Origin of the sequence: Streptosporangium sp. NBC_01810, from assembly GCF_035917355.1 — a bacterium.
Taxonomy (GTDB): domain Bacteria; phylum Actinomycetota; class Actinomycetes; order Streptosporangiales; family Streptosporangiaceae; genus Streptosporangium.
Genome location: NZ_CP109070.1, coordinates 7,663,136 through 7,684,528, shown reverse-complemented (window position 1 = coordinate 7,684,528; position 21,393 = coordinate 7,663,136). Strand labels below are relative to the sequence as shown.

At 68.5% G+C, this 21,393-nt stretch carries 24 protein-coding genes, 1 tRNA gene and 1 pseudogene; 11 read left to right on the top strand and 15 right to left on the bottom strand.

Going from position 1 to position 21,393, the window contains the following annotated elements:
* Positions 1 to 39: 39 nt before the first annotated feature.
* From OIE13_RS34775 to galU, 4 genes are read right to left on the bottom strand one after another with little or no spacing between them, the layout of a single operon-like run.
* A complete protein-coding gene (locus OIE13_RS34775) occupies positions 40 to 513 on the bottom strand; it encodes a MogA/MoaB family molybdenum cofactor biosynthesis protein (protein ID WP_326645008.1) in 474 nt (157 codons plus the stop codon).
* Positions 510 to 986: a cyclic pyranopterin monophosphate synthase MoaC gene (gene moaC, locus OIE13_RS34770; protein WP_326645011.1), complete on the bottom strand. Its 477-nt coding sequence runs from the start codon at positions 984 to 986 to the stop codon at positions 510 to 512. Before moaC ends, OIE13_RS34775 begins: the two co-directional genes overlap by 4 nt.
* Positions 983 to 2,170 (bottom strand): molybdotransferase-like divisome protein Glp, encoded by a 1,188-nt coding sequence (gene glp, locus OIE13_RS34765; RefSeq protein WP_326646907.1) that lies wholly within the window; start codon positions 2,168 to 2,170, stop codon positions 983 to 985. The genes moaC and glp overlap by 4 nt, the downstream gene beginning before the upstream one ends.
* A 5-nt stretch (positions 2,171 to 2,175) precedes the next feature.
* The gene (gene galU / locus OIE13_RS34760) at positions 2,176 to 3,075 is read right to left on the bottom strand and encodes a UTP--glucose-1-phosphate uridylyltransferase GalU (protein WP_326645013.1); all 900 of its coding nucleotides are present in this window, start codon (positions 3,073 to 3,075) and stop codon (positions 2,176 to 2,178) included.
* Positions 3,076 to 3,100: 25 nt separating this feature from the next.
* On the opposite strand from galU, the gene OIE13_RS34755 reads away from it, so the two are divergent.
* The 3 genes and pseudogenes from OIE13_RS34755 to OIE13_RS36895 all read left to right on the top strand — a co-directional run.
* Positions 3,101 to 3,682, top strand: a complete 582-nt coding sequence (locus tag OIE13_RS34755; protein ID WP_326645015.1) for a 5-formyltetrahydrofolate cyclo-ligase — start codon at positions 3,101 to 3,103, stop codon at positions 3,680 to 3,682.
* A gap of 340 nt (positions 3,683 to 4,022) precedes the next feature.
* Positions 4,023 to 5,528 carry a potassium/proton antiporter gene (locus tag OIE13_RS34750; RefSeq protein WP_326645016.1) on the top strand — a complete coding sequence of 502 codons (1,506 nt, stop codon included), beginning with the start codon at positions 4,023 to 4,025 and terminating at the stop codon, positions 5,526 to 5,528.
* A 173-nt stretch (positions 5,529 to 5,701) separates the two neighbouring features.
* Positions 5,702 to 5,842, top strand: a pseudogene (locus OIE13_RS36895) (FmdB family zinc ribbon protein); the annotation flags it as partial.
* 14 nt (positions 5,843 to 5,856) lie between these two features.
* On the opposite strand, the gene OIE13_RS36890 reads toward OIE13_RS36895, so the two are convergent.
* Entirely contained in the window at positions 5,857 to 6,084 is a 228-nt protein-coding gene (locus OIE13_RS36890; protein ID WP_442811756.1) for a hypothetical protein, read from the bottom strand.
* 210 nt (positions 6,085 to 6,294) lie between these two features.
* Here OIE13_RS36890 and OIE13_RS34740 point away from each other — a divergent pair, with 210 nt between their 5' ends.
* Positions 6,295 to 7,104, top strand: a complete 810-nt coding sequence (locus OIE13_RS34740; protein WP_326829300.1) for an S-methyl-5'-thioadenosine phosphorylase — start codon at positions 6,295 to 6,297, stop codon at positions 7,102 to 7,104.
* A 271-nt stretch (positions 7,105 to 7,375) separates the two neighbouring features.
* Positions 7,376 to 7,984, top strand: a complete 609-nt coding sequence (locus tag OIE13_RS34735) for an RcpC/CpaB family pilus assembly protein (protein WP_326645022.1) — start codon at positions 7,376 to 7,378, stop codon at positions 7,982 to 7,984.
* Between the two features lie 253 nt (positions 7,985 to 8,237).
* On the opposite strand, the gene OIE13_RS34730 is transcribed toward OIE13_RS34735, so the two are convergent.
* The 3 genes from OIE13_RS34730 to OIE13_RS34720 form a co-directional block, all read right to left on the bottom strand.
* Positions 8,238 to 8,396, bottom strand: coding sequence for a hypothetical protein (locus tag OIE13_RS34730; protein WP_326645024.1), 159 nt, complete (start codon positions 8,394 to 8,396; stop codon positions 8,238 to 8,240).
* 133 nt (positions 8,397 to 8,529) lie between these two features.
* Positions 8,530 to 9,609: a D-alanyl-D-alanine carboxypeptidase family protein gene (locus tag OIE13_RS34725; protein ID WP_326829299.1), complete on the bottom strand. Its 1,080-nt coding sequence runs from the start codon at positions 9,607 to 9,609 to the stop codon at positions 8,530 to 8,532.
* Positions 9,610 to 9,736: 127 nt separating this feature from the next.
* Entirely contained in the window at positions 9,737 to 9,877 is a 141-nt protein-coding gene (locus OIE13_RS34720) for a hypothetical protein (protein WP_326645027.1), read from the bottom strand.
* 1,005 nt (positions 9,878 to 10,882) lie between these two features.
* On the opposite strand from OIE13_RS34720, the gene OIE13_RS34715 reads away from it, so the two are divergent.
* From OIE13_RS34715 to OIE13_RS34705, 3 genes are all read left to right on the top strand, one after another.
* Positions 10,883 to 10,955 (top strand) — tRNA-Arg (locus OIE13_RS34715).
* Positions 10,956 to 12,100: 1,145 nt separating this feature from the next.
* On the top strand, positions 12,101 to 12,841 hold the full coding sequence (locus OIE13_RS34710; protein ID WP_326645097.1) for an XRE family transcriptional regulator: 741 nt from the start codon (positions 12,101 to 12,103) through the stop codon (positions 12,839 to 12,841).
* Between the two features lie 3 nt (positions 12,842 to 12,844).
* Positions 12,845 to 13,321 carry an NUDIX hydrolase gene (locus OIE13_RS34705; protein WP_326645098.1) on the top strand — a complete coding sequence of 159 codons (477 nt, stop codon included), beginning with the start codon at positions 12,845 to 12,847 and terminating at the stop codon, positions 13,319 to 13,321.
* Positions 13,322 to 13,403: 82 nt separating this feature from the next.
* On the opposite strand, the gene OIE13_RS34700 is transcribed toward OIE13_RS34705, so the two are convergent.
* The 5 genes from OIE13_RS34700 to OIE13_RS34680 form a co-directional block, all read right to left on the bottom strand.
* Positions 13,404 to 14,429 (bottom strand): HD domain-containing protein, encoded by a 1,026-nt coding sequence (locus OIE13_RS34700; protein ID WP_326645100.1) that lies wholly within the window; start codon positions 14,427 to 14,429, stop codon positions 13,404 to 13,406.
* 67 nt (positions 14,430 to 14,496) lie between these two features.
* Positions 14,497 to 14,712, bottom strand: coding sequence for a winged helix-turn-helix domain-containing protein (locus OIE13_RS34695; protein ID WP_326829298.1), 216 nt, complete (start codon positions 14,710 to 14,712; stop codon positions 14,497 to 14,499).
* Positions 14,713 to 14,922: 210 nt separating this feature from the next.
* Positions 14,923 to 15,708, bottom strand: coding sequence for a neutral zinc metallopeptidase (locus tag OIE13_RS34690; protein ID WP_326645103.1), 786 nt, complete (start codon positions 15,706 to 15,708; stop codon positions 14,923 to 14,925).
* Positions 15,709 to 16,094: 386 nt separating this feature from the next.
* A complete protein-coding gene (locus OIE13_RS34685; RefSeq protein ID WP_326645105.1) occupies positions 16,095 to 16,568 on the bottom strand; it encodes a hypothetical protein in 474 nt (157 codons plus the stop codon).
* Between the two features lie 257 nt (positions 16,569 to 16,825).
* Positions 16,826 to 17,560, bottom strand: a complete 735-nt coding sequence (locus tag OIE13_RS34680) for a MerR family transcriptional regulator (RefSeq protein ID WP_326829297.1) — start codon at positions 17,558 to 17,560, stop codon at positions 16,826 to 16,828.
* 65 nt (positions 17,561 to 17,625) lie between these two features.
* On the opposite strand from OIE13_RS34680, the gene OIE13_RS34675 reads away from it, so the two are divergent.
* Positions 17,626 to 17,904 carry a hypothetical protein gene (locus OIE13_RS34675; protein ID WP_326829296.1) on the top strand — a complete coding sequence of 93 codons (279 nt, stop codon included), beginning with the start codon at positions 17,626 to 17,628 and terminating at the stop codon, positions 17,902 to 17,904.
* A 113-nt stretch (positions 17,905 to 18,017) separates the two neighbouring features.
* Here OIE13_RS34675 and OIE13_RS34670 read toward each other — a convergent pair whose 3' ends face one another.
* Positions 18,018 to 18,389, bottom strand: a complete 372-nt coding sequence (locus tag OIE13_RS34670; protein ID WP_326829295.1) for a hypothetical protein — start codon at positions 18,387 to 18,389, stop codon at positions 18,018 to 18,020.
* 233 nt (positions 18,390 to 18,622) lie between these two features.
* Here OIE13_RS34670 and OIE13_RS34665 point away from each other — a divergent pair, with 233 nt between their 5' ends.
* Positions 18,623 to 18,793 (top strand): hypothetical protein, encoded by a 171-nt coding sequence (locus tag OIE13_RS34665; RefSeq protein ID WP_326645113.1) that lies wholly within the window; start codon positions 18,623 to 18,625, stop codon positions 18,791 to 18,793.
* 342 nt (positions 18,794 to 19,135) lie between these two features.
* Positions 19,136 to 19,912, top strand: coding sequence for a lytic transglycosylase domain-containing protein (locus tag OIE13_RS34660; RefSeq protein WP_326645114.1), 777 nt, complete (start codon positions 19,136 to 19,138; stop codon positions 19,910 to 19,912).
* Between the two features lie 43 nt (positions 19,913 to 19,955).
* Here OIE13_RS34660 and OIE13_RS34655 read toward each other — a convergent pair whose 3' ends face one another.
* Positions 19,956 to 21,392 carry an AMP-binding protein gene (locus OIE13_RS34655; RefSeq protein ID WP_326829294.1) on the bottom strand — a complete coding sequence of 479 codons (1,437 nt, stop codon included), beginning with the start codon at positions 21,390 to 21,392 and terminating at the stop codon, positions 19,956 to 19,958.
* Position 21,393 lies beyond the last annotated feature (1 nt).

Sequence of the window (21,393 nt, the reverse complement as noted above, 5' to 3'; positions counted from 1 at the left end):
CGCACGAACCCACCCGAGCGGAAACCGAGGAGGCATGAGTCAGCGCGGGTGGTCTCCGCCGCGGATCTGATCCACGGCATGCCGGAGCACGGGCGCCAGCACGCCCATGCCGTCGCGCACCCCTCCGGAGGAACCGGGCAGGTTGACGATCAACGTGCCACCCGCCTGCCCGGCGAGCCCGCGCGACAGGATCGAGGTGGGCACCTTCTCCCGGTTGACCTGACGGATCGCCTCGGCGATGCCGGGGACCTCCCTGTCGATCACCCGCCGGGTCATCTCCGGGGTGAGGTCGGCCGGGGTCAGCCCGGTGCCGCCGGTGGTGACGATCACGTCGTATCCCTCGGCCACCCCGGAACGCAGCGCCGCCTCGACCGGCTCGCCGTCGGGAACCACCCTCGGGCCCTCCACGTCGCACCCGGCCTCGGCGAGCAGCCCGGCCAGCAGTTTCCCCGACGTGTCCTCGTACGTCCCGGCGGCGGCCCGGTTGGACGCGGTGATCACCAGAGCCCTCACGAGACCCCCCGGGTCCAGACGCCCGTCTTGCCGCCGGTCTTCTCCTCGACGCGGACATCGGTGATCACGGCGGCCGGGTCGACCGCCTTGACCATGTCGATCAGGGCGAGCGCGGCGACCGAGACCGCGGTCAGCGCCTCCATCTCCACCCCGGTACGGTCGGCGGTCTTGACCCGTACCGTGATCTCCACTCCGTCGTCGACCACGGCCAACTCGACCTTGACCCCGTGCAGCGCGATGGGGTGACAGAGCGGGATCAGGTCGGGGGTGCGCTTGGCGCCCATGATCCCGGCGATCCGCGCGGTGCCGATCGCGTCGCCCTTGGGGACCTCCCCCGACCGCAGCAGCGCCACGGCCTCCGCCGAGAGCAGCACCCTGCCGGTGGCCGTCGCGGTACGGACGGAGACGTCCTTGGCCGAGACGTCCACCATGCGCGCCGCGCCGGTCTCGTCGATGTGTGTGAATCCAGTCATAGTGGGATGACCTCCACGCTCGCGCCCTCGGGAAGCTCGACGACGTCCTCGGGGATCACGATCAGGGCGTTGGCCGAGGCCAGGGCGGCGAGCTGGTGGGAACCCTGCCTGCGCACCGGGTCGACGGTGCCGTCGGGGCCGAGCACTCCGCGCAGGTAGGAGCGCTTGCCCTCGGGCGAGCGGAGCGGCCCGGTGGTGACCGCCCGCACGGTCGCCGTGGGTTCGGCGGCCCGGCCACCCATCTTCCGCAACGCGGGCCGGACGAACACCATGAACGACACGAACGACGACACCGGGTTGCCCGGCAACGCGAAGATCGGGATGTGGTCCTCACCGACCACGCCGAACCCCTGGGGCATGCCCGGCTGCATGGCGACCCGGTCGAAGCGGACCGTGCCGAGCGGCCCGAGGGCCTCCTTCACCGGCTCGTACGCCCCCATCGAGACACCGCCGCTGGTGATCACCAGGTCGGCCCGCAGGAGCTGTGCATCGAGCTGGTCGAGGAGCCGCGCGGCGTCGTCGACGACGATCCCCGCCCGGTAGCCCTCGCCACCCGCCTCACGGACCGCGGCGATCAGGGCGAAGCTGTTGGACTCCCAGATCTGGCCGTCCCCCAGGGGCAGGCCGGGCTCGACCAGCTCGGCCCCGGTGGATATCACCACCACCCTCGGACGAGGCCGCACCAGCACCCGGCGGCGGCCCACCCCCGCCAGCACTCCGAGCTGCGCGGGCCCGATCGGGGTGCCCACCGGCAGCACGACGTCACCGGCGCGCACGTCCTCCCCCGACCTGCGGATGGCGTTCCCCTTCGGCACGGAGCGGTTGATCACCACCTGCGCCGTGCCGCCGTCGGTCCACTCGACGGGAACCACCGCGTCGGCCCCGGCGGGCAGCGGGGCCCCCGTCATGATCCGCATGACCATACCGGGACCGATGGCCTGCATCCGGCCGTCGCCGGCCGCGATGTCGTCGATCACCGGAAGCGTCACCGGCGCGTCGGCGACGTCCTCGGCCCGCACGACGTAGCCGTCCATCGCGGAGTTGTCGAAGGGCGGCAGCGGAACCGGGGCCGTGATCTCCTCGGCCAGCGTGGTGCCCAGCGCCTGCTCCAGTTCCACCTCCAGCGGAGCGAGAACCCGGACCGTGCGCAGGATGTCGGAAAGGTGATCGTCGACCGATCTCATGGAGTTCATCGCGCGGCCAGGAACTCCTTGAGCCAGGGCAGGAACTCCGGCGCCAGGTCAGGGCGGTCGGCGGCGAACTGCACCACCGTCCGCAGGTAGTCGAGCTTGTTGCCGGTGTCGTAGCGGCGGCCTCGGAACAGCACTCCGTGCACCGGGCCGCCCTGGTCGCGGCCGCGCCCGGCGAGGGTACGCAGGGCGTCGGTGAGCTGGATCTCGTTGCCGCGCCCAGGCGGTGTGTTCTCCAGCACCTCGAAGACGGCCGGGTCGATCACGTACCGGCCGATGACCGCCCAGTTGGACGGGGCCTCGTCCGCGGGGGGCTTCTCCACCAGGTCGGTCACCCTGACCACGTCGTCCTCGTCGGTGGGCACGATGGCGGCGCAGCCGTACAGGGAGACCTGCTCCTTGGGGACCTCCATCAGCGCGACGACGCTGCCGCCGTGCACGCCGCGTACCTCGATCATGCGCTTGAGGAGCTCGTCGCGGTAGTCGATGAGGTCGTCACCGAGCAGGCACGCGAAGGGGTTGTCGCCCACGTGCTGCTTGGCGCAGAGAACCGCATGGCCGAGACCGCGCGGCTTGCCCTGCCGTACGTAGTGGAGGGTCGCCAGGTCGGCGGGCTCGCGTACCTGGGAGAGGCGCTCGTCGTCGCCCTTGGCCTCCAGGGCCTCCTCAAGCTCGATCGCCCGGTCGAAGTGGTCCTCGATGGAACGCTTGTTCTTCCCGGTGACCATGAGGACGTCGAGCAGTCCGGCGGAGACCGCCTCCTCGACGACATACTGGATCGCGGGCTTGTCGACGATCGGCAACATCTCCTTGGGGGTCGCCTTGGTCGCAGGTAGGAAGCGGGTGCCCAGACCCGCCGCGGGAACGACGGCTTTCGTCACAGCTTCTAAGTCGGCCATAACCGAAACCATAGTGGAGGGACCTGTGGACAAGCAGATGCTGCGTACCACTATCGAGGCGACGCGGGCCGCGATCCCCGATGAGCGGCGACACGCGGCCTCCGTCCAGATCAGGGAATCCCTGCTTGACCTGCCCTGGGTCCAGATGGCCGGGCTCGTCGCGTGCTACTGGTCGGTCGGGACGGAGCCCGCGACCCACGGACTGGTCTTCGCCCTGTGGAAGCACGGCGCGACCGTGATCCTACCCGTGCTCCGCGACGACGACGATCTCGACTGGGCCGTGTACGACGGCCCCGACACCCTCGCCCCCGGCCGCTTCGGGATCATGGAACCGGTCGACACCCGGCGCGGTGTCGACGCGATCAGGACCGCGGCCCTGGTGATCGTGCCCGCGCTGGCGGTGGACAGGTCCACCGGGGTACGGCTCGGGCGGGGCGGCGGCTCCTACGACCGGGCACTGGCGAGGGTCGGCCCGAACGTGCCGACCGTGGCGCTGCTGCACGAGGGCGAGTTGCTCGACGGCGTACCCGCCGAGCCGCACGACGTGGCGGTCCGCTACGCGGCGACGCCCGGGGGGGTCTTCAGGACGGGCGCCACGGACGCCTGAGCCGGCGCGCGGGCATGCGTATTAGGACGAACGCCTGAGTCGGCACGTGGACACCCCACCCGGGAAAACCCCCGATGCCAACGCCCCAGGCACCCGGCCGACCCGGTGATCTCCACAACCGGCACGCGGACGACCGAGTCGTCAAAACCGGTGCCGGAGGCACGTGCCCGACCACGGTGAGTCACCGGAACCGGCATCGTGAACGCATGACCGGCAGGTCGAATCACCACCCGTCCCGGGTCGGTGCGCACCCGGGCTGTGACCCGCTGTGCGCGTGGGACGTGTGTGACGCCCTTTTCGAATGCGACACAATGATCCCCACAGACAGAGAGGGGACCAGATGGGGCTGGACGTCTGGCTGCTTCTCAGTGCCGGAGTCGTCATCGCGGCCGTCGTCGCCGTACGTGTCGCCCACTGGAGCGGACTCCCCAGCCTTCTGATCTTCCTGGGCTTCGGGGTGCTCCTCGGCGAGTCCGGGCTCGGGCTGCAGTTCGAGAACCCGGAACTCGCCCAGCAGATAGGCCTGATCGCACTGGCGATCATCCTGGCCGAGGGTGGCCTGACCACCACCTGGAGCCACGTCAAGGGAGCCATTCCCACCGCCCTGGTGCTCGCCACCGTCGGCGTGGGGGTGAGCATCGCGGCCGTCGCGATCTCGGTTCACCTGATCCTCGACCTGGACTGGCGGACCGCGCTGCTGCTCGGTGCGATCCTCGCCTCCACCGACGCCGCCGCGGTCTTCTCCGTGCTGCGCCGCCTGCCCCTGCCGCCGCGCCTCGCGGGCATCCTGGAGGCCGAGTCGGGTTTCAACGACGCGCCCACAGTGATCGCGGTGATGCTGCTGAGCGCCGCCACCTCGCCCAGCCTCGGGGTCGCCCTGTTCAATGTGCTCTTCGAGCTGGTGGTGGGCACGGCCGTCGGCCTGGCGGTCGGTCCGCTCGGCATCTACGCGCTGCGCCGCATGGCGCTCCCCGTCTCCGGCCTGTATCCCATCGCGGTGCTGGCTCTCGCGTTCGTCGCCTACGCGGGAGCCGTGCTGCTGCACGGCAGCGGTTTCCTGGCGATCTATCTCGCGACGCTGGTCATGGGCAACTCCCGGATGCCGCACCGCGCGGCCTCGCGGGGCTTCGCCGAGGGCGTGGCCTGGCTGGCCCAGATCGGCCTGTTCGTCATGCTCGGGATACTGGTCAGCCCCTCGGAGATGCCGGCCGCGGTCGTACCCGGCCTGGTGGCCGGGCTGATCCTGGTCGCGGTGGCCCGCCCTCTGTCGATCATGGTTTCCGCCTTCCTGACCCGGCTGATGGGCATCGCCAGCCTCAACTGGCGAGAACAGGCCTTCCTGTCGTGGGCCGGGTTGCGCGGCGCGGTGCCCATCGTGCTCGCGACCATCCCCTGGGCCGCCACCTCCATCGAGAACAGCACGGCCAAGCTCGTGTTCAACGAGGTCTTCGTGATCGTCGTCGTCTACACGTTGTTGCAGGGGCCGACCCTGCCGTTCGTGGCGAAACTCCTCGGGCTGTCCACCCCCGACGAGGCCCGCGACCTGGAGGTCGAGTCGGCGCCGCTGGAGGAGCTCAACGCCGACCTGCTCCAGGTCAAGGTGCCGCCGACGTCCAAGCTGCAGGGCGTGGAGATCTTCGAGCTGCGACTGCCCCGCGACGCCCAGGTGACGCTGATCGTCAGGGACGGCCGGACGTTCGTCCCCACCGACTCCACCAGGATCAGGGTCGAGGACCAGCTCCTGGTCGTGACGACGGCCGCCTGCCGGGACATGGTCGAGCGCCGGATGCGCGCGATCAGCCGCAAGGGCAAGCTCGCGGGCTGGTTCGGCGAGCGCGGCGTCTGATCGAGATCTCCCTGTCGAGATCTCCCTGTCGAGATCTCCCTGTCGAGATCTCCCGTTGAGATCTCCCGATGGAATGCGAAGACTCCAACTCGCGTTTAAGCTTGTCGGCTGCGTACCATTAGCAGTCGCGCCACTAGAGTGCCAATCGGCGCGGACCACACGAGGAGGAGCGCGTGCCCACCTACCAGTACGCCTGCAGTGCCTGTACCCACCAGTTCGAAATCGTCCAGAAGTTCTCCGACGACGCTCTCACCGAGTGCCCGAGCTGCGCGGGTGACCTGCGCAAGGTGTTCTCCGCGGTCGGCATCGTCTTCAAAGGTTCGGGCTTCTACCGAACCGACAGCCGGTCGTCCTCGTCCAGCACGGTGAGTTCCTCGAACGGCTCGTCGAGCTCCTCGGACTCGTCCGGCTCGTCGAAGTCGTCCGACTCGTCGAGCTCCTCGGCCTCATCGGACTCGAAGTCCGACTCCAAGCCGGCGAAGGTGGCGAGCAGCCCGGCCCCCGCGGCCTCCTGAGCGCACCCCGCAGCCTCCTGAGCGCGCCCCGGGTTCTCCACCCCGATCCCCCGAACGCCGCTCTCCGGCAGGCGGTCCGCGGCGGGCGGTCCGCAGGCCGACCTCGCGCCCCGGCTTTCCAGCCCTCCACTCGCCGAGGCGGCGGCTGACGGACCGCCGAAAGTAACCGGCCGAACACTCGGTGAAGCGGTTATCCACAGGCCGCCACCGGGGCTCCACGGGAGGCGGCCGGTAGCGCTAATCTCGGCGCCATGGTCACTCGCGCGGACATCGGGGTCATCGGCGGCTCGGGCTTCTACTCATTGCTCGACGACGCCACAGAGGTCGAGATCACCACACCGTACGGGCCGCCGAGCGACGTCGTCACCGTCGGCCACATCGGGTCACGCTCGGTCGCGTTCCTGCCCCGCCACGGCCGCGACCACCGCTTCCCGCCGCACCTCATCCCCTACCGGGCGAACCTGTGGGCGCTGCGCTCTCTCGGCGTACGCCAGGTCCTCGCCCCCAGCGCGGTCGGCTCGCTGCGCCCCGATCTCGGCCCCGGCGCCCTGGTCGTCCCCGACCAGCTCGTCGACCGCACCTCCGGCCGCACGCAGACCTACTACGACGAGGGCGGCGTCGTCCATGTCGCCTTCGCCGACCCCTACTGCCCCTCGGGCCGCGAGGCGGCGGTCTCCAGCGCGCGTTCCTCCGACTGGGGGGTGTCCGACGGCGGCACCCTCGTGGTCATCCAGGGCCCTCGCTTCTCGACCCGCGCGGAGTCCCGCTGGTTCAGCGGCAACGGCTGGTCGATCGTCGGCATGACCGGCTTCCCCGAGGCCATCCTCGCCCGCGAGCTGGCCCTCTGCTACACCTCGATCTCCCTGGTCACCGACCACGACGCCGGGGTCGAGGCAGGTGAGGGGGTCACCCACGAGGAGGTCCTCGCCTTCTTCGCCACCAACGTCACCCGGATGCGTTCCCTGATCACCGACGTCGTCGCCGCCCTCCCCGAAGACCGCACCTGCCCCTGCCCCACCGCCCTGGACGGCCTGAAACTCCCCTTCGACCTCCCCAACTGAGCCCACGCCTTTCCGAGGAGACCACCACTCCTGTCATCCGCTGCCCGCACGCCCCGGACGGCCGAACTCCCTTTCGGCCTCCTCGGCCAAGCCCACGCTCTCCTGAGGGGCTCACCACCCGAAAATCACCCACTGGGCATGATTTCGCTCCCGTCAGCCGGTGGAAATCGTCCCGCCCACGTCATACATCAGGAATCATCGCGTCCCGCCGCCCGGCGGGGCGTTCCGTCACGGGCACCGCGCCGCCCGGCTCCCGCTTCTGGAGTCAGCCATGCGCGCCCTACGCCGCCTCCTCGGCCGCCGTCATCGCCTGCTCTCCGCCCTCGTCGCCGCCCTGGCGATGGGATGCGCCGTGCTGGCCCTGCGCCCGGACACCGCCTCGGTGATCGTCCTGACCGCCGCCAGGGATCTTCCCGGCGGCGTGCTGAAGGGGACCGATCTGACACCCGCGGCCCTGAGGCCCGGCACGGTCCCCGACGGCGCCCTGAGACCTGGCACACCGTTCGCCGGAAAGATCCTGGCCGGTCCCGCGCGGCGCGGGGAGCCGCTGACCGATGTCCGCCTGCTCGGCCCCGGCCTGCTGGCCGCCCACGCTCCGGGAACGGTCGCCACTCCGGTCCGCGTCGCCGACCCCGAGACCGCGCGCCTACTCTCGCCGGGTGACGTGGTGGACGTGCTCGCCGCCGCCACCTCGACGTGGGACGGCACCGCCCCCGCGATGACCGTGGCCGAGGACGTCACGGTCCTGGCCACTCCGGACGAGAAGTCGGAGCGAGGCGCCCTCGTCGTACTGGCCACCACCTCGGCCCAGGCAACCGAACTGGCCTCCGCCCAGGCAGGCGGACGGCTCTCCATCACGATCGGCGCTCGCGCGAGGTGATTCTCAGGAGCGTGCTCCCAGCGCCAGGGCTCGAACGGGTCGTGCTGTGGTGGCGTCTGTCCCGGGCTTGGTCACCTGGGTGCTCCTGCCTGGCGGGCGGGCGCGGGCGGGTGTGCTCATCCGCAGGCATGCATGCATGATGAGCACACCCGCCCGCGTCACGCACCGCACGGACGCCTTGTCGCGCCCGCGTGGTGCGTTGATGACGGCACGGCGGCCTGGACCGGGGAAGGGGCGTGGCTGCCGTGCCCGCTCAGAAGTGGCCGATGCCGGCCGAGGTGGAGGTGAGCGCCCAGCGGTGCAGGAGTGCGTTCATCTCGGCCTCGAAATCTGACCCGACGACGAGCACCGCACAGCTGGAAAACCGTCCAGTCGTGCGGCAACACCAGCCCTCGTCATGATCGCTAGCCACGCGACCACGAAGACTCCCTAACTCCTTCGACGCCCTCGCGCCAAGGAAGATCCCGACATACCGGGAGCAGCTCTTTGGTCAGTTGCCCGACCCCCGGTCACAAGCATCCGCGGAACGGTGACTGACCGCCTCCTCACAGCAGGGAGCCGAGCCTGGGGTCGTACTCCCAGTGCCAGGGCTCGAAGGGGCTGACGTAGGCCCACTGAGGGTGGATCCAGCCGAACTGCTTGCCGTTGGCCTCCACCCAGTTGAACTCGGCCGAGCGGAAGCGCTCAACGCCCCCGCACAGGTCGACCGCGAGCCCCAGGCCGTGGTTGCTCCGCCCGGGAACCGCGGCGAAGCCGGGGCGGCGGTAGTAGACCGACTGCTGCTCGGCCAGGTTCCGGTAGCTGTCGGTCACGCATATGGGCCTGCCGAACCGCCGCTTGTACGCCTCGTTGAGGCTGATGAACGCGAGCGCGGCGTCGCCTCGTAGCTGGTTGCCCGGCTGCTGGAGCGGGCAGAGGTACGCCTGCGGGATGAGCCCGTTGGGAAAATCGTCCATCGAGGTCGCCCGGGTCGGGTCACACCCGGCCGCCGGCTGCCCATTCTTGTTGATCTTGACGCCCAGCTTCACCAGCGCCTTGGTCAGGGATTGCACGATCTTCTGCGAGCGCGCCCTGAGCGTCTCGATCTCGGCACCCATCTGTGCCTCCGCGAGGAGGTTGGTCGCCCGGAGCTCCTGCGCCTCACCCGCCAGCCGTTCCCGCTCCAGCTGCAGTCGGCTGCTGTCCTTGAGGATCAGGTCTTGCTCGGCAACGAGCTGGGTGACACCGGCCATGGCCCGCAGAGTGTCCGTATTGGACTCGCCGGACAGGAAACCGGCCACCTCGCCGCTGATGGGCTGCTGGTAGAGGAGTCCGACCAGGTCCGAGAGCGGCTGCCGTACCTGCTCGAAAGCCATCTCGGCCACCTGCAGCTCCCTCAGCTTGGCCGTGAGCTGCTTCTCCGAGTCACGGATCTGGGTCCGCCGCTGCTCCAGCGCCTTGGTCGCGGCCTCAAGATCCTTCGTCGCCTTCTCCGCCTCGCGACGCAGCTCTGTGAGATTCACCGGCTCGGCGGCGACGACGGCCTGAACCTCCACCGGCGCCCGCTGCGCGGCAGCGGCTCCCGGCAGGAGGGAAAGCATCGTCGCGACGACGGCGATCAGACCCGCTGATCGACGAGGTGGCACGTTCGACCCCTCCGTTTGCGAACTCGTGACCTGGGTCAGGCACGCACGCTACTACAGCTGACCAACTGCACGGGCCAGACCTCCACAGCCGCTATGCGCCGAACACCCCTTTTTGTGACCGGACAAGTCAGACTTCTTGCCGCGCGTGCTTCTTGCAGACCTCCCAGAGCCACGTCCCCCGCCACTCCCCCGGACAGCCGTCCCACGGCTCCGGCGACGGCGCCTGCTCCTTCTTGGGCTCGGGCTCCACCTGCGGGCGCAACGCCACCCTCCGCGGCCCCCTGGGGCCTCTGGGGACTCTTACAGGTACGACCACATCCGGCTGACTCGGCTGGCTCAACCCGCCCGGTTCGCCCGCTCCGTTCATCCCGCCCGGTCGCCCCAGTTCACCCGCCCCGTTCATCCCGCCCGGATGCCCCAGTTGGCCCGTCCCGCCCGACTCTTTCTGCCCGCCGACCGAACGGCCCGCTTCCGATTTCGCGGCGACGGGCACCCACCCTCCGTACACCCGCTCCGGTCGCAGGGGCGGAGGCAGCAGCCTCGGCCCGAAGATCCCGCTTTGCACGGCCCCGACCGCGACCGGGACCACGGCTACCGCGTCGCCCCTTTCATCCAGCGCCCCTGTGCCACTTCCCGTCCGGAGCCCCACGCTCCCTGCTCCCATCTGGGACGCAGCTTGAGACCCGGCTTGGGGCCCACCTCGGTGCCCAGCTTGGGGCGCGACTTGAAACCCGGATTGGGGCCCAGCACCGCTCCCAGCCTCCGTCCGGGACTCAGCGCCATAGCCCGTCCCCGCCCATGGCCCTGCGCCATCACCGGCCTCAACCCGGGATGTCGCGCCGTCCCAGGCCCCTTCCCTCTCTTCAGGTCCCTGGCCTCCGCCCTCATATCCCTGGCGGCCCCTCTCCCGGAGACCTAGGCCCTTATGGGATTTTTCGCCGTCTCCGAGCCCGTCAGGCCCCGTACCGGCATCAGCCATCCGGATGGTCGCCTCGTAGCCCGTGAGCTTGGCCACCAGCAACCCTCCGGCCAGAAGCGCGGGCGCCAGCATCGCGCCACACAGCACCACCGGCCGCAGCGCCCTACGCCCACGAATGCGCTTCCGTCGCCTGTCAATCACGGAGCGTGACGCTAACCCCGCCCAACCTCGCACACCCGCCCACTTGCCGCCCTTTTACTCCAGCCGAGCGAACCGATAACCCACAGTCCGCCCCGACTCCCCCTCCGAGCGCGCAACCACTCGCTACTTTCGCTACTCTTACTAAGAGCCCCTGCCTCCGTAGCTCAGGGGATAGAGCACCGCTCTCCTAAAGCGGGTGTCGCATGTTCGAATCATGCCGGGGGCACCTAGTTGACCTTGTGGCTTGCCGTCTGACTTGGGAGTTCTCCCCCGAAGCGGCATGTTCCCCTATGCAGCCGTAGGCCACCGTGAGCGGCCTTGAGCCGCCGTTCACGGAATATACACGTGATGATCTTGGAAGCGTTTCGCCAGACCAGAGCTCAATTCACACCCCCTTCGCCCTCACCTCGTGACGCAGAAACTCAGCACGCGTCGAGCTTCTCCGTCAGAACGGCCTTCCGAGCAACGGCCGCCCGCAAGACCTACCGGACGTCACCTAAAGGCCTCAACCTTGTTCCCCCTCCTTGATTAATCTTCCAGGTTACTTATCTTGAAGGCATGACTAGTCCCAAGCTACCCAGACTTATCCCTACCGGCACGTGCTGGTGTGGCTGCGGCGAGGAGACCGGCATCGGCTCTTTCTTTGCCCGCGGACACGACAAGATCGCCGAGGCTGCACTGTTGGCCGCGGAGTACGGCGGCTCTGTACCGCGACTACTGCACAAGCATGGCTACGGACCAGGCCGACCCGTGACCAATGAAGCTGTCCAGAGCGGCGCCTGGATCAGGTGCGGATACGGAGGCTGTAACTACGCCGGAACTTCAGAGAGCATCCGCAATCACCAGGGAAGAGTTGGCCACCGGTAATCCAAGTAGCCCGCAGCCAGAAAACACGAGAGGCCTCGGGTTCGCCGGGGCCTCTCGTGTAGCGCTGTCTGTCAATCTTCGAGAGCTTTGGTGATCTGACCGTTGGCACGATCTCGCTGCCCTTCGAGGCATTTCGCGTAGACACGGAGGAGCGCGTCCACCCGTGGCCAGCACGCTGGGCTACCTCAGTCGGCGGGACAGCCACAGAGAGACCACCGCGTGCCTCAGGTCGTACGGCCGGGCCGCCAACGGCGGAGACGACCTGTTCGGGAGCGAGGGCGAGCCGTCGAGCCTCCTGCCAGACGGCGGAGTAGGCCGAGGAGGAGAACGGATGGCCCTTAGTTGATCACTGTTGTCTCTCCTCTCGGTCGCTGTCGGTGGTGCCGTGCGATACCGAGAGTGCGACAGAGAGTCAGGACGAGATCACTACAGGTTGGGACATGTTCCAGACATCCGGTCTACGATTGCCAGGTCCCTGAACGTCCCCTTCTACGGGCAGGTGAGATGGCGAACGAGCGGTTGCGGGTGGCCCTGCTCGAACACGGCACCACGGTCGACGCGCTGGCCGAGGCCGTCGGAGTCGACGCCAAGACCGTGGAGCGCTGGATCACCCAGGGCCGCATACCGTACCGAAAGCATCGATTCGCGGTCGCCAAACTCCTCGGCGTGCAGGAGGCGTACCTGTGGCCGGGCGCGCTGACCTCCCAGCAGACCGCGGCGGTGTCCGAGAGCGAGATCGCCACCGTCTACCCGCACCGCTGGGCCGTACCCAAGGACACCTGGGGACGTCTGTTCTCTGCGGCCGAGCGGGAGATCGGTGTGCTGGTCTACAGCGGCATCTTCATCGCCCAGGACACCGGCCTCATGCGCCTGTTCGCCGAGAAGGCGCAGGCAGGTGTACGGGTACGGATCCTGCTCGGAGATCCCTCCTGTACAGAGGTCGCGCGGCACGGCGCGGACGGTGGTCTTGAGGAGGGCATGGCCTCCCAGAGCAGGATGGCGCTGCTCCTCTACCAGTCGCTGGGGCAGTGCGACGGGGTGGAGATCCAGCTGCACGACACCGTCCTGTACAACTCCATCTACCGCGGCGACGACCAGCTTCTCGTCAACACCCACGTCTACGGCAGGTTCGCCGCGGACGCACCGGTCATGCACCTGCGCAAGGTCACCGGCGGAGACATGGTCTCGACCTACCTCGACAGTTTCGAAGCCGTCTGGAACCGGGCCACCCCGGTAGAGTCCTAAGCCATGGCCCGCCGGCTGGACTTCTACGACGACCCCTCAGCGCCCGCGCCCAACAGCCTGGTCCCCTCGGTGAACGTCGTGGTCGTCAACGACGCCGGGGACATCCTGATGATCCACCGTACCGACAACGACAACTGGGCCGTCCCCGGCGGCGCCATCGACCTCGGCGAGTCCCTGCCGGACGCGGCCATCCGGGAGACGCTGGAGGAGACCGGGATCACCTGCGAGATCACCGGCCTGGTCGGCACCTACACCGACCCCAGGCACGTCATCCTCTACACCTCCAACGGCGAGGCCCGCCAGGAGTTCTCCATCGTGCTGTGTGGCCGACCGATCAGCGGCGAGCCGACCACGAGCGACGAGTCCCGCGAAGTGCGGTGGGTACCCCGCGACCAGGTCGACTCACTGACCATGGATCGGTCGATGCGGCTGCGCATCGGCCACTTCCTGACCGGCAGGGCGCTGCCGCACATCGGGTAAGGCGCCCTGCCTGATGCGTCGTACGGGCGCGTCGGATCAGGCACCTACGGGTGAAGATCCGGCACCCGGCTGCGAACCGTGGTCACTGGAGAGACCGACCGAGCCTCACCGCGATCTCATCCATCTGATCGGCGGAAACGGCATCCTCGCCGGTATGCCCCAGTAGGTCGAACACCCCGCGCCCGCGCAGTTCTCGTGGCAGGTCGCTCATGCGCGGCACGACGTGGAAGTGCACGTGCTGAAAGCCCTCCAGCTCGGCGAACTGCACCACGTATGTCTTCATGCAGCCGGTTACCTCGTGCAGCGCCCGTGACAGGCGGACCTGCCAGGCACCGAGAGTGGCCGTCTCGGCATCGGTCAGGGCAGCGATCGCGGTGACGTGGCGACGAGGAACCAGCACCAGCCACCCCGGCAGCGCCGTGTTGATGGCATGGACCACGCGCCAGTGCTCGTCGAAGGCAACCCTCTCCCGTGGCGGCAGCACGTCGAACTGCGCTTCCTGCTCACACGAGTAGCAGCCCGTGGGGGGTGTCATGTCGTCTGATGTCCTCTCGTCAGGACTAGCTTCGCGCCGACGCGGCCTGTACGGCGCGCACGGCCGAGATGATGCACGGGGTCGCGTGCTGATCGAGCGACTGACCAGGTACTCGGGGCCGTACCGAGAGTGGACCTCCGTGAGACGGGCATCAACGTCCAGGACGAGGCCGTCCGGGCTGGTGGTCATGTCGCAGTAGGTCAGCGCCTCCACCAGCTCCGGACGTTCCCGATCGAACTCCTCGTTCAGTGCGTCGAGCAGGCCACGCTCGGTCGCCTCGCAGACCGCACACGAGTGGTGCGCGACCAGCCGGGCCAGCTGGCCATCGGCCTGGTGCACGTCGCGTAGGTAGCGGGCACCGTCCAGCGGATGGAAGCCGGTGTCGACCAGCTCGGGTGCATATCCGATGTCGTGCAGCCAGGCCGAGGCGGTCAGCAGGTCGGCTTCCTCCCCGAGGATCGGTGCCAGCGTCTCGGCACGCGCGGCCACTCCCTGGGTGTGTGCCCGCCGGCGCGGCAATGGCTTCTCCAGCAGTTGCCTGGCCAGGTCACGCGCCCACTCGGCTTGTCCCATGCGGCCCACGATAGACGCCGGTCCCCGGAATGAATCCAGAGCTCGAAACGAGACGTCCCAAGACGTCTCAATCCCGCACGGATTGGACGAAATGGCCCTTGCCGTGCCGGATCACGATCAATCCCTCGCATTTCAGCTCGTCGAGAGCCTGACGGACCGTGTTGCGCGATGCCCCGTGCTGTTCGCACAGTGCCAGCTTGGAGCCTGCCGCGAGCGTCTGGGGGCTACTGAGGCGATCATAAATATTGAGATTTTCCGGAGGTCCAGGTGGTCCGCCTGCCACTCCAGCAGGGCCGACGCGCCTTCCGATCTTCTCAAAAGTCCCAGAACTTATGATCGGCTCAGTACGAGGGTTCCGGACAGACAGCCCATTAGGGTTGAAACCATCCGGAACCCTCGTAGCCCCCCAATCCAGGTCCGGCACGGCGCCCGCAAAGCGAGAGCCGTGCCGTCGAACGGAAAAACGGCGGCAACAGGACTCCGCCGCGACGGGCTACGCGACCTTGCCGGCCGGGGCGGTCCAGGTGTTGCACGACTTGGGGTTGCCGGTGGAATGGCCCCGGTTGAACCAGTAGGCCAGGTTGACACCCTGGCCGAAGATGCCGACCTTGCCCTTGTCTGCCCCGGCCTTCGCCAGGCCCGCCAGGCGTTTGGCATCCTTGGCGGGGTAGCCAAGAGCGGGCCACAGACTCTTGGCGGTTACTCCGCTGATGCACTGCGCCTGCAGGTTGTAGCGGCGAAGCTGTTCGGACATCTCAGTGCCGTCGTCGGCGCGCAGGGCGTTGTAGGCCTCGGTGATGTCGACCATGTTCAGCACGTGCTCGCCGTACGCCGAGTTCAGCTGCGCAAAAATCTGAACGTCGTCGGACGCCTTGATCCAGTCAGAACGGATCTGCACGATGAAGTTGGCGCGTCTTCCGCAGTAGAAGACCGCTGATTTCTTCGGGCTCAGCGTCCGCCCTCGGCAGTCGGTCTTGTACTTGCTGCCCTTCATCTCCACCAGGGTCGGGACGAACTGCAGGTTGGCTTCCTTGAGGTAGGAACCCCAGGTGTTGTTCAGGCAGGAGATGACCGCGTTGACGTGTTTCGTGACCGAGGCCAGGGTCTTTCCCTTGGCGGGTTTCTTCGCACATGCCGCGGCGGGGAGCTTACCGGCGGCGTAAAGAGAATTGTTGGTCAGGTCCGAGGCATCGTTGACCGGATACGCGTAGGCACTGGTCGTACCAGAGAAGAGCAGGACGGACGCCCCGGCAGCCACCATGATCGCACGAGTCTTCATGGCGATGAACATTAGGGCATATGTCCGAGAGTGGCAGGTGTTTGACGTACGTCCCCTCCTTCCCTTATTTGCGGAAATAAGCAACTCAGCCTCGATCTTTCATGATCTTCGTGCGGTCGGCTGAGCGGTTCGGCTGAGGGTTGTTTTCGCTTTCTGGTCAGCGTGGTGGCCCGGCTGTCGCGCCGGATGGGCGGGGTTCCACGGGCCCGCCGGTCCCCCTTCTTGGTCGTCGGCGAGTTCCGGCAGCGCTTGTCAGCACGTGTCGCCGAGTTTCGACAGCACTCCGTGATCTTCCCGCGCGCGGAATGCCAGTCCGTGATCTTCCAGCGTGCGGAATACCGGCGAGGACGAGCAACTCCTGGGCCTTCGCCGCCGCGATGGTTGGACTACAGTGCGGCGCGTCGAGGTGCGACGAGGCGCTCTGCGGCGGCCGTGATGAACGCCGACACCGTGGCTTCGAACTCCACCTCACGGATCTTGAGCTCGGCCTGGTCTGCCGCGCCGCGCAGCGCGTCCATGTGTGCGAACGCGGCGTCGGCGAGCGGCTCGGGCCGGCCTGACACCAGCCGCAGCCGAAAGCGTGCAGTCTCGGCCAGGGCGCCCAGGCGGTCGGCCTCGGCGAGCGCATGGTTGAGTTCGGCAGGATCCGACCGCCGGAGCCACACGGCGACGACAGCGCGCTTGAGCTCGGTCACCGCGGCGGCGAACTCGCTGTAGGCGGCCAGACGTTCCTGGCGCAGCCGCTCCTCGCGCGCGACCGCCTCAGCCCGCATCGCGGTCCGCTGCTGGAACAGGTAGGTGCTGAAGGACCCCAGCAGGGTCCCGAGGACGGCGATCAGGCTCCCAAGGACAGCGCTCACCCGCAAGAGTTGACCATAACCGGCGCCCGAACCCAAGCCAGAGTGAGGCGCTCCAGAGATTCCGGACACTGACGCAGTGCCCGTTGAGGATCTCGGTGGCCGGCGCGATGCGTCCGGCCAGGCTGTCCGTGTCGGCTCGGCTGACGGTCCGGTCGACCTCCACCAGGCTGGAGATGGCCGGGTTCTCTGACAGCGTTTCTCTATGAATCCCGGCCCCGGCCTGTAGCGGCGTGGTGGTGCGTCTGGGAATGTTGACGTCAGGTGCGGAGGAGCTGGTCTCGGACCAAGGCGTCGAGTCGTTGCCATGCCGGTGATGAGGCGTTGACCGCTCCTTGGATCAGTGTCGGGATCTCAGAGCCGGTGTTCTGCCCAGGAAGATCGCCGGATCCGTATCGTCCTCGGGTCGCGCGGACGATGCGTCGGGCGAGGTCGTCAACGCGGGAGTCGTGCGGGTCGAGGTCGTGGGCGCGGTCGTAGTCGAGGTAGATCTGACGTAGCGCGGGATCGGTGAGGGCCTGGGCCTGGTCGTGAAACAACTCGATAGCGGTATCGGGGTGGGTGGCGAAGACCAGAATCCACAGGTCGGTCTCAAGGGCGACCCATCGCGGGCTGAACCCAAGTTCGGGCAACTGCTCGAGGTGGCCGCTGACTTCGGGGAGAAGTGTCTGGAGGCGGCCGGCCGCGAGCCGTCGCAGCCGCCGTTGGGTTTCTCGCAAGCCTCGGATTCGGGCGGTGAGGTCGGTGTCCACTTGGTGGAGAGCTTCTCGGAAGTCCTCATCGGAGGCTGCGCGAAGTTCCCGGATGCGGGCCAGGGGGACTCCGGCTTCGGCCAAGGTGCGGATCTTGATCAGGTCGATGGCGTGTTGGGCGGTGTAACGCCGGTAACCGGAGGAGTCACGGTCGGGCTCAGGCAGCAGCCCCTTGTCGTGGTAGACCCGAATCGTCTTGATCGAAACGCCGGCGTACCGGGCGAGCCGGCCGATGGTAATCACCTCTCCATGTTCTCCCACTTGACCTTGCCCCAAGGGCAGGGTTGCAGCATGTTGCCATGGCGAACATGAACCCTGACCGGGACACCCTCCGCGCGTTGGCCGACGAGGGCAACGAGACGGCCCTGGACCGCCTGGCCGACCTTGCCGACGCTCGTGGTGACCTCGAAGAGCTGAGCGACCTGCTGGACGAGGGCTGCATGCGGGCCGGGCACCTGCTCACGCGACGCGCGGTCACGGTGGGTGACCTGCGCGAGCTGCAGCGGCTGTGGGACGCCGGGTGCGACGAGGCCGGCCACGAGGTGGAACGGCTGCTCGCCGCGCCAACCGGCGTCGGTGAGGGCTGACGGCTTCGATGCCGCGCGACCGACGGTTGGTCAGCTCGCCGATCAGCCCGGCTGGCAGTGGATCGTCCCGTCTCGCCCTGCTTCACATCAAAAGGACTTGCATGTCCCATGTCTCACGAGAGTCTGACAGAGAGGGGCGCGGCGGCGGTCACGACCGCGCTGGCCGCCTCAGCCGCCGTAGCCCTGGTCGTGAACTCCTCCGGCGAGGCCGGTCTCACCACGCCGGCAGAGCGTTCCACGACCGCGGCCGCCCTGGCTCCCATGACGGCCCGGAACACACCACCGATCCCGCAAACCGACGCCCCCTCCTCGGAAGAGTCCCCTCCACCCAAGCCCAAGCCCAAGCCCAAGGCCAAGACGGTGCCCAAGACGGCGCCCAAGACGGCGCCCAGCACCCCGCCGATCACCGCCACTGAGCCCGCCAAGAAGGACGAGGTCACCGCCAGGCCGTTGCCGAAACCCACACGGCCGAAGACGGAGGTCACACCGGAAACCGAAGGACCGGCAGACACCCCCGCTTCCGAACAACCAGAACCCCAGTGGGGTGCAGGTCGTGGCTCTCCGCCGGAGATGGCACCGGCACGCAGATGTCACCCTGCATCGCCCTGGTCGGCGATGTCTTCCATCTCCTCGGCCGTATCCGGGGCGCCGCCGATGTGCGCTCGGACGTACATGTCCAGCTGTACAACACCGACGCCGATAGCAACGTGTCCCCCCCATGATCTGCACCGGTCTGTCACCGGCCGGCGACGGCGCGGTCGCCACCTGCGGCCCGTTCACCATCACCGCTCAGCGCGTGGGTGCGAAACTCGACGTCCGGCAACGCTGGCGCAGGAGCGGCACCTCCGCCTTCGGCGGGGGCAGCGAAAGCCCCTGGGTGTTCTGGTAGCTCTGGTTCTGGTAGCTCTGGTTCTGGCTGTCGCCCCTGAAAGGTCGTCGCTCGGGTACGTTGAGACCGATGAGTGATCAGCGCGCGGGGATTCACAGCCACCGACCGAGCGGGCGGGCGATGCCCGTACCGCCGACCGTGCGTACAGGCCGGTGGAGACCGATGGCCGCGGCGCTCGTCAGCCTGGCCGTGGCAACCTCCGGCTGCGCAGCCTCGTCGGGTGCCGCCTCATCGAACGCGCCGAGCCGGGCAGCTCCGAGCGCGACAGCTCCAGGTCAGACAGCTCCAGGTCAGACAGCGGCACAGTCGGCTCCGGAGCAGTCGGCTCCGAAGCAGTCGGCGGTGTCGCAACCCGCCCTGCCCGATCCGAAGGCGACGATCCCCAAGGACCCCGCGAAGCTGGCCCGTTCCCTGACCAGTACCGTCGCGGAGCTCCGACGCGCCACCGACGCCTGGATCCGCGACGGCGACCCCGGCAAGGGGCAGCCCCCCGAGCCGGTGGTGCTGCTGGCCCTGCAACAGCAGCGCATATACCGCCACCTGGCCCGCAACCCGGAGGTCGCGTCCCGCACCTACGCCAAGCTGTCGAAGTCCCTGGCCGCGCAGGCGAAGGACAACGTGACGGCCATCCGGAACCTGCTCTCCCTGGTCCGCCCCATCAGCGGGTCGGCGAAGTTCCGCGTCCAGCCGGCCAAGCCCGCCGACGTCCTGCTCGGCCACTTCAAGCACGCCGAGCGCCGGTTCGGCGTCGACTGGGAGATCCTGGCGGCGGTGATGTTCGTCGAGACCAAGTTCGGCCGGGTACGGTCACCGAGCCACACCGGCGCCAAAGGGCCCATGCAGTTCATGCCGGGCACCTGGGCCGCCTACGGGATGGGCGGCGACATCCAGGACACCCGCGACGCCCTGCTCGCCGCGGCCAACTACCTGCGTGCCTCGGGAGCGCCGCGCGACTACCGGCGTGCGCTCTACGCCTACAACCACTCCTGGGCGTACGTCGACGCGGTGCAGCTGCACGCCCGCCAGATCAAGCGGGACATCAGGAACTACTACGCGTACTACAACTGGCAGGTCTACGTGGTCACCACCAACGGCGACCGCCGCCTCACCGGCCCCTGACCCGGATCCCTACGCCGACCTGAAGGCCAGGGACAACCGAGAATCAGCCGTGCCGGGCCTCGCCGTCCCAGGTGGCCTGGGTGATCCCGTCCTGCCGCAGCCGAAACTTCTCGATCTTCTGCGTCGGCGTCTTCGGCAGCGTCGGCACCAGCTCGATGTAGCGGGGCACCATGTAGCCCGGTGCCGTGGCCCGGCAGAACGCGTGCAGTTCCCCGGGGGTCAGCGTCGCACCGGGTCTGGGCACGACGACGGCCTTGACGTCCTCCTCGGTGAGCTCACTGGGCACCCCGATGGCTGCCGCCTCCAGCACCGCCGGATGTCTGATCAGCACCTGTTCCACCTCGTGGGCGGAGATGTTCTCGCCCCGCCGCCGGATGGAGTCGCTGAGCCTGCCCTCGAAGGTCAGGTATCCGTCGTCGTCGAACCTGCCGAGGTCACCGGTGCGCAGCCGGCCGTTCCGGAAGACCTGTGCCGTGGCCTCGGGCATCGCGTGGTAGCCGTTCATCACCAACCCCGGCTCGCGACCGCGCACCATGATCTCACCGATCTCACCGATCTCTCCGCTGGGCAGCGGCGATCCGTGGCCGTCCTCGATCCGGACGTCGAACTCCGGGATCACCCGGCCGCACGCCCCCGGCTTCCGCGGCCCGTCGACGGGGTCGTAGACGGACACCCCACCGTCGGTCAGGCCGTAGACCTGCCTGAGCGGGATGCCGAAACGCTCCTCCCAGCCACGGTGCCACTCGGGCATGGGCACCCCCCACGCCAGCCGGACCCGGTGATCGCGGTCTCCGGCGTACGGCGGCTGTTTCCACAGGATCGTCAGCGTCGCGCCCATGAAGTTGAAGACGGACGCGTCAAACGCGCGTACCTCCGCCCAGAACCGGGAGGCGCTGAAGCGCCGGCTCAGCGCGGCCGTGCCTCGGCAGGCCAGAGCCGCCACGACGGTCAGCGTGGCCGCGTCGATGTGGAACAGCGGAAAAGGGCAGTACAGCACGTCGTCGGAGCGCAGTCCCAGGTACTTGGCGTGCAACTGCCCCTGCCTGGCCAGGTACCGGTGGGAGAGAACGCACGCCTTGGAAGCACCGGTGGTGCCGGAGGTGAACAGCATGGTCGCCGCGGCCAGCTCGTCGACCTCGGCGACGGGAGCCGGGGTTCCTTCACCTCGGTGGTCGGCCAGGTCCTCGAACCGCCCGTCACTCGAACCGCCGCGCACGATGACCCGGTCCAGCTCGGGAAGCCGGTCGAGCACGGGCGTGAGGACCGTCAGCAGCTCGGCGTCGGCGACCAGCACCGAGGCCCGCGTCACCCGCAGGGCGTAGCCGAGGCGTTCCCCGAACAGCGCGGTGTTGAGCGGGGCGTGGACGGCACCCAGACGGGCCAGGGCGAACCAGACGAGAACCTGGTCAAGACCGTTGTGCATCAGCAGCGCGACACAACCGCCCTCGCCTATCCCGGCCTGGGCGGCCCACCGGGTCATC